The sequence below is a fragment of the Mesobacillus sp. LC4 genome, from assembly GCF_053543455.1.
In genome coordinates this window covers 541,698-556,893 of the sequence record NZ_JBGCUB010000001.1, presented here as the reverse complement: position 1 = coordinate 556,893, position 15,196 = coordinate 541,698, and the positions used below count along the sequence as shown (strand labels likewise).

At 43.0% G+C, this 15,196-nt stretch carries 16 protein-coding genes, 1 other RNA gene and 1 other annotated feature; of the genes, 6 read left to right on the top strand and 11 right to left on the bottom strand.

What is annotated here, in order from left to right; genetic code table 11:
- Positions 1-47 precede the first annotated feature (47 nt).
- Positions 48-279, bottom strand: a binding site (T-box leader).
- Positions 280-494: 215 nt separating this feature from the next.
- The 4 genes from AB5I83_RS02855 to AB5I83_RS02840 all read right to left on the bottom strand — a co-directional run bounded on the left by AB5I83_RS02855 (position 495) and on the right by AB5I83_RS02840 (position 6,148).
- The gene (locus tag AB5I83_RS02855; RefSeq protein ID WP_448972669.1) at positions 495-1,400 is read right to left on the bottom strand and encodes an EamA family transporter; all 906 of its coding nucleotides are present in this window, start codon (positions 1,398-1,400) and stop codon (positions 495-497) included.
- Positions 1,401-1,463: 63 nt separating this feature from the next.
- Positions 1,464-2,972, bottom strand: coding sequence for a carboxypeptidase M32 (locus tag AB5I83_RS02850; protein WP_448972667.1), 1,509 nt, complete (start codon positions 2,970-2,972; stop codon positions 1,464-1,466).
- 216 nt (positions 2,973-3,188) lie between these two features.
- Positions 3,189-3,422, bottom strand: coding sequence for a DUF2249 domain-containing protein (locus tag AB5I83_RS02845; RefSeq protein ID WP_226642231.1), 234 nt, complete (start codon positions 3,420-3,422; stop codon positions 3,189-3,191).
- A 362-nt stretch (positions 3,423-3,784) separates the two neighbouring features.
- Positions 3,785-6,148 carry a nitric-oxide reductase large subunit gene (locus tag AB5I83_RS02840; protein WP_448972665.1) on the bottom strand — a complete coding sequence of 788 codons (2,364 nt, stop codon included), beginning with the start codon at positions 6,146-6,148 and terminating at the stop codon, positions 3,785-3,787.
- A gap of 223 nt (positions 6,149-6,371) precedes the next feature.
- Between AB5I83_RS02840 and AB5I83_RS02835 the strand changes: the two genes are divergently transcribed.
- The 6 genes from AB5I83_RS02835 (at position 6,372) to AB5I83_RS02810 (ending at position 9,728) form a co-directional block, all read left to right on the top strand.
- Positions 6,372-7,061 carry a Crp/Fnr family transcriptional regulator gene (locus AB5I83_RS02835; RefSeq protein WP_448972663.1) on the top strand — a complete coding sequence of 230 codons (690 nt, stop codon included), beginning with the start codon at positions 6,372-6,374 and terminating at the stop codon, positions 7,059-7,061.
- A 320-nt stretch (positions 7,062-7,381) separates the two neighbouring features.
- Complete coding sequence (locus tag AB5I83_RS02830) at positions 7,382-7,627, top strand: hypothetical protein (RefSeq protein WP_448972661.1); 246 nt, start codon at positions 7,382-7,384, stop codon at positions 7,625-7,627.
- A gap of 75 nt (positions 7,628-7,702) precedes the next feature.
- A complete protein-coding gene (locus AB5I83_RS02825; RefSeq protein ID WP_448972659.1) occupies positions 7,703-7,942 on the top strand; it encodes a DUF2249 domain-containing protein in 240 nt (79 codons plus the stop codon).
- 1 nt (position 7,943) lies between these two features.
- Positions 7,944-8,159 carry a DUF2249 domain-containing protein gene (locus tag AB5I83_RS02820; RefSeq protein ID WP_214908490.1) on the top strand — a complete coding sequence of 72 codons (216 nt, stop codon included), beginning with the start codon at positions 7,944-7,946 and terminating at the stop codon, positions 8,157-8,159.
- A 5-nt stretch (positions 8,160-8,164) separates the two neighbouring features.
- Positions 8,165-9,409 (top strand): hypothetical protein, encoded by a 1,245-nt coding sequence (locus tag AB5I83_RS02815; protein WP_448972657.1) that lies wholly within the window; start codon positions 8,165-8,167, stop codon positions 9,407-9,409.
- Between the two features lie 13 nt (positions 9,410-9,422).
- Entirely contained in the window at positions 9,423-9,728 is a 306-nt protein-coding gene (locus tag AB5I83_RS02810; protein ID WP_448972655.1) for a metal-sulfur cluster assembly factor, read from the top strand.
- Between the two features lie 108 nt (positions 9,729-9,836).
- On the opposite strand, the gene AB5I83_RS02805 is transcribed toward AB5I83_RS02810, so the two are convergent.
- The 7 genes from AB5I83_RS02805 to AB5I83_RS02775 form a co-directional block, all read right to left on the bottom strand.
- Complete coding sequence (locus AB5I83_RS02805) at positions 9,837-10,004, bottom strand: hypothetical protein (RefSeq protein WP_448972653.1); 168 nt, start codon at positions 10,002-10,004, stop codon at positions 9,837-9,839.
- 354 nt (positions 10,005-10,358) lie between these two features.
- A complete protein-coding gene (locus AB5I83_RS02800; protein WP_448972651.1) occupies positions 10,359-11,501 on the bottom strand; it encodes a THUMP domain-containing class I SAM-dependent RNA methyltransferase in 1,143 nt (380 codons plus the stop codon).
- A 131-nt stretch (positions 11,502-11,632) separates the two neighbouring features.
- Positions 11,633-12,021: RNase P RNA component class B (gene rnpB / locus AB5I83_RS02795), an RNA gene on the bottom strand.
- A gap of 83 nt (positions 12,022-12,104) precedes the next feature.
- Positions 12,105-12,404, bottom strand: a complete 300-nt coding sequence (gpsB, locus tag AB5I83_RS02790) for a cell division regulator GpsB (RefSeq protein ID WP_167831672.1) — start codon at positions 12,402-12,404, stop codon at positions 12,105-12,107.
- A gap of 122 nt (positions 12,405-12,526) precedes the next feature.
- Positions 12,527-13,087 (bottom strand): DUF1273 domain-containing protein, encoded by a 561-nt coding sequence (locus AB5I83_RS02785; RefSeq protein WP_448972649.1) that lies wholly within the window; start codon positions 13,085-13,087, stop codon positions 12,527-12,529.
- A 124-nt stretch (positions 13,088-13,211) separates the two neighbouring features.
- Positions 13,212-13,529 carry a CotD family spore coat protein gene (locus AB5I83_RS02780; protein WP_167831330.1) on the bottom strand — a complete coding sequence of 106 codons (318 nt, stop codon included), beginning with the start codon at positions 13,527-13,529 and terminating at the stop codon, positions 13,212-13,214.
- Between the two features lie 386 nt (positions 13,530-13,915).
- Entirely contained in the window at positions 13,916-15,193 is a 1,278-nt protein-coding gene (locus tag AB5I83_RS02775; protein WP_448972647.1) for a ribonuclease H-like domain-containing protein, read from the bottom strand.
- Between the last annotated feature and the right edge of the window lie 3 nt (positions 15,194-15,196).

Here is a 15,196-nt window from a genome sequence, read left to right as displayed (position 1 = left end):
GCCTCCTCAAGGAAATTTTTGCAATAAAAAAAGCCTTCTATCCCCAAAAAAGGGACGAAAGGCTGAACTTCCGCGGTACCACCCAAATTGTCATTAAATGACCAACTTACTACTGCTATCCCAGGCTATAACGTGCTGGAAACGTCTAAGCCTACTCAAGTAATCCCTTTCGGTTAGAACTCAAAGGTGTTCTTCATTTATGCTTCATCACCAGGCTTCCACCGTCCCCAGCTCGCTATCGAATATAGCAAAAACTACTTTCCTTTTCATCGATTTAAAAATATGTAGTTATCAAAAGGATTTTTACTGTAATAATTTATCACAAAACATAATCTTTTGTCTAGTTGCCCCCTAATTTATATACTTTTATCCTCAAAATAAATAGCGCTTTGATTACAATAGTAAAAAGGAGCTTGGGTATGAACCAGGCTCCTTTCACTGTTTATCGGCACATTTATTATAATAGTTCGTTTCCCCACTTCAAAGAGACTGAATCACACAGTGAAGTGCTTTGTATGCTTCTTGCTCGGAAATGAGATATTAATAGATATTACAGATAGTATAATCAATGAGGTCCCGAGCAACTGAAGACCGCCCAGCCTGTCACCATACACCAGTATTCCCAGCATGGTGGCAATGACAGGTTCTAGTGTAGCAACTACTGCCGCAGTACTGCTTTCCGTTCTTTCAAGGCCCCAGGAGTAAGCAAAATAGGCAACCACCGTCGGGAAAACCCCTAATCCTATCGCATAAAGCCACACATCCCCAGCAAAAAGGACATCCGTTTTGCTGACAATGCCAGTTGTCGGAACGAGGGCAGCCGAAGCTACCAGAAATGTATACAATGTTACCGTAAAAGGATGGTAGCGCCTTAATGCGATCTTGCCAAATATACTGTAAAGAGCGTAGCCGAAGCCTGCCCCTAGGCCAATAAACATACTGGAGGCAGAAAACGATATTCCCCCCTGCCCTGTAACGCCTGCGGCAAGTGTACAGCCAATGACTGTCATGACAATCGCCAACAGCTTCTTCCTGTTAATGCTTTCTTTCAGGAAAAGAAAGGATAAAACGGCAACAAAAGCAGGAGAAGTATAGAGTAAAGCTACTGCAATCGGGATGTTCATCAGGTTGATTGCCGTAAAGTAAGACCAATTAAAAAACACAATGCTTAAAATCCCTGTACCCACAAAAAGATACAAGTCTCTCACCCTGATTTTTAAATGGCTTCGATAAAAAGCTATTCCCACCAAAATCAAAATAATGGCAGCAGCCATCACTCTGATTGCCACAATTTCCATCGCAGTGAATCCAGCATTCGTAAGGCCTTTTACAAAAAAGCCGATAAGCCCCCACATTGCCGCAGCAAAAGCAATCATAAAATATGGCAATTTCCCGTACATATTTTCACCACACAGAAAAGATGGCAGGAAGACTGCCATCTTATTTTGTCAAATAGGATCTTACTAGACCAGCTGGTATACTTTATTGTATTTTTCGTATAAATAATCCACTAAGTACTGGGCATTGAGTCCCTCACCAGTAACATCAGTCAAAATTTCAAGTGGTTTTTTCATTTTTCCATGCTTGTGGACTTTCTCAGTCATCCACTCTTTAATTGGCTTAAGATTCCCTTGTTCCAGGAGTTCCTCATAGTCAGGCAAGTCTTTGAGCATGGCATCCTTAAACTGCGCTGCATACATATAGCCTAAAGCGTATGATGGGAAGTAACCAAAGCTGCCTCCAGCCCAATGGACATCCTGAAGGACACCCTGTGCATCATTTTTGGGCCTGATGCCAAGATACTGTTCATATTTGTCATTCCAAATCTGCGGAAGATCTTTTACTTCTATTTCATCATTGAATAGGCCTTTTTCAATCTCGTATCGGACCATTACATGCAGCGGATATGTTAGCTCATCTGCCTCGATCCTGATCAAGCTTGGCTTGGACTCATTGACAGCTCGGTAGAAATCCTCTACTTCCACTCCTGAAAACTGTCCATCTGAGTAATCCTGCAGCAGGCTGTAGTTGTTTTTCCAGAAGGAGTAATTGCGCCCAACAAAATTCTCATAGAAAAGCGATTGGGATTCATGGATTCCCATTGAAGTGCCCGAACTCAATGGAGTTCCGACTAGCTCTTCGGAAATGTTTTGTTCATAAAGAGCGTGGCCGCCCTCATGAATGGTACCAAAAACAGCTGTCCTAAAGTCTGATTCATCGTATTTCGTCGTCACCCTTACATCCCCAGGGTTAAGTCCCATTGCAAATGGGTGGACCGTTTCATCGAGACGGCCAGCATCAAAGTCATAACCCATTTGTTTCAGGATTTCAAGACTGAATGCACGCTGCTTTTCTTTAGGGAAATGCTTGAATAGAAATTCAGTTTCAGGCTTATCTTGTGAATTGGAAATCTGCTGGACGAGTGGGACGATTTTATCACGAAGGTCTCCAAATACCTGATCCAGAACTTCAACTGTGACACCGGGCTCATACATATCGAGCAGCGTATTGTATTTATTGCCTTCATATCCCCAGTACCCTAGGAATCTCTTAGTGGTATCGACCAGCTTTTCAAGATACGGCCTGAACATTTCAAAATCGGAATTTGCTTTTGCCTCTTCCCATACGCTCTCGGCTTTTGATTGCAGAATCACATATTCACGGTATTCTTCCGCTGGGATTTTCTTATTGCGGTCATAATCCTTCCGGCACTCGTCCAGTGTTTTACGGGTAATTTCGGATAAACTTATTTCATTGGAAAGCCTTGCTATGTATGATGCCATTTCTTCTGAAGTAGACATATTGAACAGCTCGGAAGAAAGTACCCCGATCACTTCAGATCGCTGACCAGCTCCCTTTTTCGGAGCTCCTGTCCTTAAATCCCAATAAATCAAAGAAAGCGCCTCTCCATAGGCTGCCATTTTTTTAACATAATCTAAAAATTTCTTTTCTGTTTGCAATACTTCACTCATTCATTTCACCCCATTTTTCTTTTCCATACTATCTTATCATACTTTTCTGAAATTTACGTTTGCCAATATCAAAAAGAATACGGTCCAAGTGAACAATAGATTCCAACTGTATCAGTCTATTAGTTAACAATATTAATCTATTCCGGAACAAAACAAAAACAACAGGCGAACCTGTTGTTCATTGGAATCAGAGGATTTATTTAATTGGTTATTTGGTTATTTTGTTTTTCCGATTGCTACGCGCCATGTTTCTGGACCTTCTTCAAGATACTCCCAAGAAAAAGATTCCGGACGTTCCATCATGAATTGATATTGCAGCGGTCTTGGGTCATGGTCATTGACGATTTGCATGAATTCACCCTTTTGCAGTGAATCAAAGCTTTGGAATATAGTAGGGTGTTTTTCCCTGGGTGCATAATCAGGAACATTGATAATAACGTTGAAAGTCATTTCTCTCTCTCCTTTATTTTATAATCTTTACATTTTCATTATAAATTCGTGGAACCTTCCATGTAGTGAGCGCGGTCACATGTTGACTATGACTTCTCTCATTCAAGAAATAAGCGTCCTACAGAGATCTTGCCTAAAAAAGAGGAACTTCTCCTTCAAGAGAGAACTCTATGAAGGGGAGGGATGTTTGTGAAAGAGTTAGTAGGCCGCTGTGAAAGTTGTGGAAAAGAGATTTTTTGCTTGGACGGTTTTTTGAATGGTGTCCATAAGGATGGAAGAGTCCTTTGTTTTGATTGTGAGAAAGAAGAGGAACAAAAACCATCATGAAAAAACCGCAAAGCAAGACGCTTTGCGGTTTCCCATTATTCTTCATCAACAGCCAAATCCTTTACGGGCAGCTGTTCTCCTTCTTTATGTGTCACTTTACGAAGATTAAATAGTGCTTTTACACTGAAGATCGCCAGGGCAGCAACACCAATCAAAAAGATTGAATCTGGTATCGCTCTCAGCGTCAGAAGCATCTCAACTGTTTCTTGCTGCAAGAACTGTGATGAACGTGATGCTGCATATCCGTTGAAGTAGGCTTCTTTTAACTGTAGGTAACCGACTGGCAGCAATGAAAGGAAGACCATGCCGGCCAATCCCACGTTCAGCATGATGACAATGAATTTCACCCACTTGTCGCTCCACTTTTCAGGCTTCACAATATTGCGCAATGAGTAGATCAGTACTGCTCCTGCGAACATTCCATACACACCCATCATCGCTGCGTGGCCGTGGGCGGGTGTCAGGAATTGGCCGTGCTCAAGGAAGCTGACTGCTGGCAGGTTGATCAGGAAGCCTAGCACCCCTGCACCAACCAGATTCCAAATCGCTACTGAAATTAAGAACCAGAATGTACCTTTATAAGGGAAATCCACTCCCCCATCCCTCATCATTTTATACTGTTCGTATGCTTCCAGAATGAGCAAGGTCAACGGAATGACTTCAAGAGCTGAGAATACCGAACCCAGTGCGATCCAAGCTTCTGATGAGCCATTGTAGTAATAGTGGTGACCGATACCGATGACACCTGCTCCCATTAGAAGGATCAGCTGGAAGTATAATGCCCTAATTGTTGATTTTTTTGTGACGAGCTTCATTTGGACCATCAAGAACCCAATAACAACCACTGCGAAAACTTCGAAAATACCTTCAACCCATAGATGGATGATCCACCAGCGCCAGTAGTCAGCAAAGGTATAGTGTGTCCCTGGATTGATCATGAAAGCAAAGAAGTAAAAGGCTGGTACGGCAATCGCTGAGTAGAACAATAGGTGTATCAATCCGCCTTTATCGGACTCTCTCTTCAATCCACTCTTGATGCCGCGGAATACGATGAACAGCCAAATCAGCATGCCTGTCGCAAGAATGAATTGCCAAATACGTCCCAGCTCAAGGTATTCCCAGCCCTGGTGACCTAATAGGAACCAATTGTTTCCAAGATAGCCGTTTGCCCCAAGCCATTGGCCTATCATACTGCCGGCTACAAGAACTACTAGTGCCCAGAAAAGGATATCGACTAGTAATCCCTGGCGTTTTGGTTCATGACCGCCGACCAGCGGAGCGATGAAGATGCCCATTCCGAGCCATGCAGTCGCTATCCAGAAAATAGCCAGCTGTAAGTGGAAGCCTTTTGTAATGTTGAATGGCAGGATATCATGGACCCACTTCATTCCGAAGAAACTGTCAGGCTCGATATAATAGTGTGCCAGAAGTGCCCCGAACATTGCCTGTACAAAGAATAGTACAGATACAACGGCGAAATACTTGCCTGTTTTCAATTGTGAAGAGGTTAGCGGAAGATTCCTCAAGTCAATTTTAGGGAAGTTGCCGGCTGTATAAGCCTCTTGCATCCCCAGGTGATAACGATAGAAGACAAAGAGGATCAATCCGACGAACAAGATCAAAATGGTCACGCTCGCCCCGCTCCACCAGATTGCCGAAAATGACATCGTGTTTCCTGCGTCTTCATAATAAGGCCAGTTGTTAGTATAAGTGATTTCATCGTCTGGTCTTTCAGTACTTGATAGCCAAGCTGTCCAGAAAAAGAAGTCAGCAATTTGTTCGATTTGGTCTCCCTTGGATACCCAGGCGCGCTCACCATCCGGCATATGTTTTTCCTGGATTAATCCAGGCTTGAGACCCCAATCATCACCTTCCGTAAAAATAGTATGATAGAATTCCCTTACCTTTTCGTGCCCGAATATTTGAGCATCTGTCAATACCAGCTTATCTTTATCTGGCACATAACGGTTTTCACGCATTTCCTTCATGACAATGTCTCGAATGATTGTTTGTTCATCCTCGGCTAAGCCTTCGAAATCTTTACCGTATTTTTCCTGTGCTCTGAAGTCTTGCATCCCATCAGTATAAATTTTCAATGCCTCTGCAGTATAATCAGGCCCCATATAAGAACCATGCCCTAATACAGTTCCATAATCCATCAAACCATATTTCTGGAAGACAGCCTGCCCTCCCATGATGCTTTCTTTCGTTAAGATGATCTCTCCTTTTTCGCTTGTGACTTCAAGCGGCCTCGGAGCCATATCTTTAAAGATCCAGTATCCCCCTGTCAGGAGCACTGTAAAGCTAAGTAATAAAGTAATGATGAGTACAGATTTCAACAGTGAGTTTGTATTTTTCTTGACCACTGTATTCTTGGATGTTCCATGCTGGATTTCCATCTACCATACCTCCCCTTTCATGATTGATTTACAACTTAAGCATAAAGAGAATTCGATGGTAAGTTTGTGAAGTTCCTCATTTGTTAGGTGTGATATTTAACACAGCGATGATAATTATTTTCATAAAAACGTCATTATATGATTCAGGTCACTTAACCCCTATGCGTCTCTTGATAAAATTTACGATAGATATTGAATCCAATAGTTAGAGGAGCAGATTGATATGCATATATCCCAAATCAGACAGCAATTGAAAGAAGTTCCTATATTCAAAGAACTATCACAAGATGAACTGAATCCAATTGTGGAAATCGCCCAGCCGAGATTCTTCAAGAATAAAATGTATGCTTTCATGCAGGGAGATCCACTTGACCGGGTGTTCTTCATCCATTCAGGGAAAGTGAAGATTTATAAAACAGACTCTTCAGGAAGAGAACAGATCGTGTCAGTGCTTGAAACTGGCGAGATGTTCCCTCACGCTGGCTTCTTCAGGAAAGGCCAGTATCCCGCCCACGCGGAAATAATGGAGGACACGCAGATGATCATCGTCCCAATTTCTAAATTTGAAGAAATCCTGGTTGCTTATCCTGAGCTATCTATTAAGTTATTCCGCGTGCTTGGTGAGAAAATCATCGATTTGCAGGCCAGACTTGAGGAACAGATTCTTCATAATACGTATGAACAGATCATTATGCTGTTGCTTCGACTATGTAAGACAAATGGGGAAAAGAAAGAGCATGGTTTCAAATTAACCACCCATTTTACCAATAAAGAATTTGCCAACATGATCGGTACTTCGAGGGAAACCGTCAGCAGAACGATCAACCATTTAAAAAAGAAGGATTACTTGAGGCTGGATTCAGAGGGCTTTTACGTGATTGACCATGAAAAATTGCATCAGGAGTTGTTTTAAAAACAAAAAGCGCAAGCGCCTTGGTCAGCCCCGACAAGCGCTGCCCGCCTAAGAGCGCCACGTCCTGTGGCTGGCGGGTCTAGCACATCGTGTGCCTCGGAGGGCCGACCGGTGAAGTCGTTCTTTGACTTCATTGGACGGACCGAAACCGAAAAGTATAGCCGACTGTCCAGAAACACAGAAACTGGAGACTCCGACTAAGAAGCGTTTTTTGCTTCTGCCGGCGGAGTTGAAGTTTCGGAGTTTCTAGGAGGCGAAACTGGACAATTCAAAAAGCGGAGGCGACTGCCCAGCTCCGACAAGCGTTGGAGGGCCTGACAGTGAAGTCGCTTTTTGACTTCATTGGCAGGACCGAAACGTCTCGAGGAGCTAGGAGCCGCAGCTGGACAAGCGTCTCGAGCTGCTCAAAGCTAACGCTTCTCGCAAGATACTCGATGAAGTTAAGTCAGGGTGAAAACTGGCTAGGCGCTGGAGCTGGATTAAGATACCCATATGGAGTTATCCACACAATAATACTTCCATATTTCCTTTACAACAAGAAAAAGGAAATTTTAAAGTTTAAGTGATGCGCATCACGGAAGAGAAAAGTGAAAATGATTATCATTTAAGCATACCAACTAAAGTTTTAGGAGATGATCGATATGGAACACAGAAGTATTGAATTGGATGTGCGGGAGGATATCAATAACAAGCTTGAACCTTTCCAGAAAATCATGGAGGCCATTGGCAAGCTGCAATTGAATGACAGCCTGATCCTCCATGCACCTTTCAAACCTGTTCCGCTCTATGGAGTGTTAAAAGCTAAGGGTTTTGAACACGAAGTAGAAAAGATCGAAGCAAAACATTATAAAATCACTTTTACTAAAACAGGAGGGAAGTAAGATGATCCTGGATAATAGAGGGCTTGAACCGCCTCAGCCAATGATGAGGACGCTCGCGAAGCTTGAAGAGCTTGAAGCAGGACAGACCCTTATCATCATTAATGACCGCCGACCGATGTTCTTGTTCGAGCAGCTGGATGAACTGGGCTATATCTATTTGACTGAACAGCAAGAAGACGGAAGCTATCGTGTGACGATTTCCCGAAAAGCGGGGTGATTGAATTGTTTCAACAAAGCAGTGGCAACGAGACTAATATTAAACTTCCTTTTTCTTTCATCGGCTTCAGCATGCTGGCCTTAGTCCTATCACAGCTGCTGATCCTGCTGAACGGCGACCTTCTTGTTTCCGGTATTTTCAGGCTTCCGGCAATCTGGTCAGCAGCCCATCTGTTCGTGCTTGGATGGGCACTGATGGTCGCTATGGGCTCAATGTACCAGCTGGTCCCTGTCGCCTTCCTGACACCGATCTGGAATGAAAGATTCGGGTTCTGGCAGCTGGCAGTTACGGTAGCAGGAATCATTTCCTTCGCAGGCGCACTGTACTTTCGCCCGCAAGAGGCCATGATTCCAGGACTACTGACATTGCTCGGCATCTTGATGTTCATCTTCCAAATGTTCATGACGCTAAAAAGCCAGGCAAAGCCCAATATCCTAACTTTGTTCGTCGGGACTGCGCTATTTTCCCTGCTAGCCACCATTTCACTTGGTATCACACTAGTGCTGAGCATGAAGACAGGCTTTCTATCAGAATATTATCAAGCCATTTTTAAAACCCATATCCTGCTGGGTACCGTTGGCTGGTTCTCATTATTGATCTTTGGTTTTTCCTATAAAATGGTCCCGATGTTCTCACTTTCACATGGGTATTCCATGAAACAGGCACCCTTTGTTTTCGCTATTTATGTTGTTGGCATCTTTCTCTTAATTTTTTCTTTCATCACAGGCAGCCATATGCTTGAAGTGTTTGGAACCTTCTTCTTATTAGCTGGTTTCTTGACTTTTAGCTGGCATGTTAAAAAGATCATCGATAAGCGCGTGAAGAAGAAACTTGATCGTCCCTTCATGTTTGCATTATTCGCCATAGGCTGCGGGGCTTTAATCCACTTAGCCGCTTTTGCAGCAAGTGCAGCAAATCTGTTTTCAGCAATGGCAGGGCCGATTATCTTACTTTATTTAATATCCTGGATCGCATTCAGCATCATCGGTTATTTGTATAAAATCGTTCCATTCCTGTGGTGGACTCATAAATACAGCAAAGAAATCGGCAAAAAGAAGGTTCCTGCATTAAAGGAAATGATGGATGAAAAGCTGGTATTGCCTCTTTTCATGACCTTCACTGCCGGTACAATTCTTCTTTTACTTTCATTCACAATCAAGTTGATGCCTATCTTTTATATCGGCCAGGGCTTAATCGTTATAGGAACGGTCTTGTTCAGCTACATCATCGCAAAAGTGATAACCATATAAGGAGGAAATTGCAATGACAGAATTAAAGGATAAAATAAGGGAAAATTTAAAAACTGTAATCGATCCTGAGTTAAATATTAATGTAGTAGATTTAGGCTTGATTTATGAAATAGATGTACCGGAACCTCGCACAGCAAGAGTATTAATGACTTTGACGACACCCGGCTGCCCTCTTCATGACAGCATCGCCAGCGGCATTAAATATTGCGTACTAGGTATGGAGGAAATTGATCATGCAGATGTCCAATTGACCTGGGAGCCGGCCTGGACCCCGGATCGGATGACCGAGGATGGAAAAAGGCTGCTTCAGGGCTTTTAACGGCGGATACAACACCCAATTGGTATAAACAGGACAACTAATAAATTGGCTAAAAGCCTTATGGAAAATAAAAAAACGCTTGGGCTCCAAGCGTTTTTTGCATGTGTTTTATTTAGGTGTCGAAAGGCCAAATGACAATGCCTGACGTAAGTTGTTTTCCGCTTCCTGCAATTCTGCCAATTGCATTTCATCTGTCTGGATTTCATTACGCAATGCCTCGCTGCTGGTTGTAAGAGCTTTTGATATACGCTGGAAGTCGATAAAAGAATAATTCATTGCCATCCCTCCATTTCATAAGAAATGCGTAAGCGCCTTGGTCAGCCCCGACAAGCGTTGGAGGGCTGACCACTGAAGTCGCTCTTTGACTTCATTGGGCAGACCGAAACGTCTCGAGCTGCTCAAAGCTAACGCTTCTCGCAAGATACTCGAAGAAGGCCTCTCGGGTATGAAAACTGGCTAGGCGCTGAAGCTAGACACAAATTCAAGTGTAAAAAGTTGATGCTTTCTTACCTTTTACAAATTCAAATATAAAAGTATTTTATTCACCTTCACCTTTATTTATTCTAGAAAATTTGCCAGTGGAAGTCTAAATAACAAAAAGCCTCCTGGTCATTCCAGGAGACTTCGTGTTTATTTATCGGTTCTTGGTGGGCGTTTGCCCCAGTACTGGTAATAATCTGTACGGATGAACCCATTGAACAGCTTACGCTTCTTTGTTGCCGGCTTTCCGTACACTTGTTCAAAGTTCTCGTTCGATGTCAGCATATAGATGGACCATGTATCCAGCGGAGCAAATGCCTTGCCCATTTGGCTGTACATTTCTTCTACCGCTTTCTTTTCACCCAATCGCTCCCCATATGGAGGGTTGCCAACAATGACACCATACTCTTTCTTTGTCGTAAAGTCCTGGACACGCATTTGTTTGAATGTAATTAAGTCGCCAAGACCAGCTTCAAAAGCGTTCTCTTCAGCGATTTTTACCAAACGATGGTCGATATCCATTCCGCTAATATCAAGGTGCTGATCGTAATTTGCAAGGTCTTCTGCTTCCATCCTCACTTCATCCCAAACTGCATCAGGGAAAATCGGCCAATCTTCCGATACAAATTCCCTGTTAAAGCCCGGCGCAATATTTTGCCCGATTAATGCAGCTTCAATCGGGATCGTTCCAGATCCGCAGAACGGATCAACAAAAGGCTTGTCCGGATTCCAATTTGTCAGCATGACCAAAGCAGCTGCAAGGGTCTCCTTCAGCGGAGCCTCCCCCTGGCCTGTCCTGTAGCCGCGCTTATGAAGGCCGCTTCCGCTTGTATCGATGGTAATTGTGGCAACATCTTTAAGCAGCGCAACTTCAATCTTGTAAAGAGGACCGTTTTCTTCAAACCAGCCAGTCTTCTTATAAGATGTTCGCAAGCGTTCGACGATTGCTTTCTTCACGATCGCCTGACAGTCGGATACGCTGAAAAGCTTGGATTTCACTGATTTGCCCGAAACAGGGAATTCAGCATTCTCCGGCAAAAACTCTTCCCAAGGAAGCGCCTTTGTCTTTTCAAAGAGTTCGTCAAAGCTATAAGCCTTGAATTCGCCTATTTTAATTTTGATCCGGTCAGCTGTACGCAGCCACATATTGCTTCTCGCAATAGCGCGCGCATCTCCTTTATAGGTAATTTTCCCATTTTCAACCTGGCACTCATATCCTAAGTCACGGACTTCCTTTGCAACGATGGCTTCCAAACCCATTGCAGACGTTGCGATTATATCAAAATTCTTCATCGTTTCACCCTTTATATCCAATATCTATGTATTCCATTATTAAGTTGCCCAATAGACTTAATATACATAAAAAAAGCTCTCCTGGCAAAAGGAGAGCTTTAGTAAACACTCATACAAATCCATTAATAACGTTCTGTAAGCCATGTTTTGTACCTTCGTACTGCAAACGACCAAAAGTCTCGTACTCCGGCGGTAATCATCTATCTACAGATGAGAATTCATCCGTCCTTCCCTTTGTTCAGTTCCTCCAGGAAGGTGCCCCTACCATCGTTTGGGTTTCTCGCTCGTGGGGTTTACCTCGTTCCACCCTTCCGATTTCTCGAAAGGCTCCGTCACTGTGGCACTTTTATAGGTATTCATGCCATATCGTTGCCGACTTAGGCATTTTCCCGGCCGTCAGCCGAGCGTGAGCCCGACTGCCCTGGCTTATGAATTGGCCAGGCACGAACACTACAAGCATCTCAGCCTGTGCGAGCATGGACTTTCCTCTGCAGCAGTGCTGCAGCGATTACCCGAACGTTATTAATAGCTACAAGAAACATTATATGAAATATAGGTTGGAAAAGCAATGGTAATACATTTCAAAAACTAGCAAATGCTGGATTAATCGTAAAGCTTATCACCGAAAACATGCTTTTCAAGGTTCGAAAGCCTTTTAAGGATATCGAAATTCGTTGTGCCAGCTGCCTGTGTGCTTGGTCGGCGCGAAGCTTCATCAAGCTGCTTCTTAAGGCGAAGATTGTCCTGTTGCAGCTCCTCAATCTCCTGCTGCATCACTTCATAATCCTTGATGATCGTATCGAGAAACTTATCAACATCTTCTGGCTTGTAACCACGCATTGCTGTTTTGAATTCTTTTTCTAAAATATCTTTAGCAGTTAACTGTATTTTATCGGATAGCATTCCATTCACCTCAATATACCCCAATCGTCACATTTATTTTTTCAAAAACAAGGCGATTTGTCAATTTTTCTTTTATAAGGCTTATTTCGTGTTTGCAGTTTTTTTAGGAATGAAGCATTTGTTTAAAACCCTTGCTGTTTCAATTGTTCCTCTTCGACCACCATTTGTAAATCATATAAAGTGATCAATCTGATATCATATTCATTTTTTTCTTGATATTTTTTGGCTGTTTCATATATGAATTTAGGACTGCCTTCCTTTTCAGGATCGTATAGGAGAACAAGGAGATCGCTTTTTTCTATGAAAAATTGGTTCTTCAGCCTGAATTGCCATGGTTTTTCGTAAGGCTTCTTAGTAATTGAATCCACATGGTCAGCTCCAGCAAGCACGGATTCATACCATTCTTTATTGGAATCCTTCCATGTTTCCTCCTGATCAAGGAAGGGAGTGAACACCGATAGTTTGAGATCAGGATATTCTTCCTGAAGTGCAAATACTGCCTCACCAGCCCATAATTCGACACCGAGCTGTCCACTGATCATCACCCATTCAAGGCCATCCTCAATTAAAGGAATCAAGCTTTTTCTTATCGCCATCTTTATGTATTCAGCCGCTGGATGATCATGCTGGAATACGCCAATTTCAAATGGTTTATACCCTGATATCGCAGCTACTTTTGCCATGGTTTCTCCTTTGAAATAGTGATTTGTCATAACTCCATATTGAAGGTATTCCCTTTAAGCTGCAAATATTACACCTCATATTTTTAAAAAAACAAGGGCTGCTAGAGCCCTTGTTGAAGTCATTTTATCGACCAAATCCTGGACCGCCAAATCCTGGTCCACCAAATCCTGGACCGCCAAATCCCGGGCGAGGCCTAGGTCCAACTGGAGCCACTCCGCCTGGCACTGGACCAGGTCCGCCATAGTGATTCTGATGTGTTACCTGATTAACTGTGGACTGTGTTTGCGGGAAATAATGGACATGATCATAATTGATGTGATTTACATTGGTAGTGTGTGTTGGATGAACATGCGGAACCACATTGTTTACAAAGTTATGGTTCGTGCAGCACTTAGTAGGATGAACTACCGTTGGCAATACATGTGTCGGCTTGCAGTGCATAGTGCATAACTCCTTTCATTTAGACTTATTGTTTACATTATCAGCCTATGAAGTAGCCATGCGTCTTGTACTAATGAAAACACCTATTTTTCAAAAGAATCTGCAATGAAGTCCATTTTTCGATTCTTAAAGGAATGTGTAAAAGTTGTCCTTAAGACCGCTGAAAATTACAGCGATGAGAGTAATCACGACAAAATATAGAACTAATACCGCTTTATACATCAAACCCGCCCCGTAAAATTATATTGTTTTTTAACACCATACAATTTTACATTTTACAATGTCGAAACCATACATACAACAGGATATTACAGGTTTTGGACGGATAAATGTTAAAATTTTGTTACAATTACAGATTCCTTGACGAAACCTGCTAAAATACCGATTCATTTTGACGAATCATGCGCTTCCCCGGGAAATTGTTTTCGGGAAATCCTCCTGATCCGATTTTTAAGCTCTTCGGCAAAAATCATGTCTTTTTTTGCTGTCCCTTTATTTTTGTGGTGAATTTCTTCAGCAAGCAGGCAATATTTCATAGCCAGTCCAAGGTTTTTCGCGCGATGCTCGAAATGCTTAGCCAGCTCGATGCACGCTTCTAGCTGCTGCTTTTGTGTACCTTTGGCTGCGCTTTCGATCCAAAGTTCGACAGCTTTATGCCATTCTTTTTGTTTTTTATACTCAAAAGCCAGGGCATGCTTGGCTGAAACCTCTTCCTCATTCCCATCGTCAAGGAGACCAGTGAATGCTTGCTTCGCTTCTTCTGACTGTCCAAGATAGGAGAACCATCGTCCCACCTCGTAAGTTTCCCGTGGTGTTTGTGTCCGGTCCCTTCCGAGAATCTGGAAGGTTAAATGTGTATAAAGAGTCAATAATGACAGAATATCCGTTTCATTGTGCTTTATGACACCCAGCAAGCCTTCAGGGTCCTTACGCTCCAGAAAGTCAAAATAAATCATGGGTGCCAAAAAGCCAGGTATATCGTCCTTCCTTTCAAGACCCAAGACTTCTTGCTCCACAATGCTCAGCTTCATCCGCTCAATCTTATGCTTCCACAATCTTCTCGCTGCATGATACAAATCAAAATGGCCATAAGAAGGAAGTTTGGGTACATGGTCACGGACAAGAGTATGCCTCGTTTTGACCTGTGGCCAATCGAAAGCCTTGCCATTGTATGTAACCAATGTTGTGTAATCAGCATTGGTTAAGAAACTCTGGTAAAGCGCTACTTCCGCTCCTGGATTCGGCAGGATATGCTGTTTCAATTTCACCGAGTCCCCTGAAATCGACGCATGGCCTAGCAGGAAGATCGTATTCCCAGCTCCACCCCCAAGGCCTGTCGTTTCGGTATCAAAAAACACCAGGTCATTAGGAGTGTGGCCGACTGCGGAAAGCGGATGCTTTGTCTGCTCTTTGTTCCATAGCGAAACAGCCTCCAGAAAGTCTCCGAATTGATAATTACCATGCTGATGGTCAAGAGGATAACTAACTTCCCTGACAAGACAATATTGGCCATCAAAATAGAAGGGGGAAACTTGTTCCTGTTCCCAGACATCAAGAAACGGTATTTCTGGCGTTCCTTCAGCCTTTGCCGGCTCGATCTTTGGTTTTTCAACCCCACTTTTTATATGGGGTTTCAGTCTGTTCAATTTGTTTTTAAGACTCATATC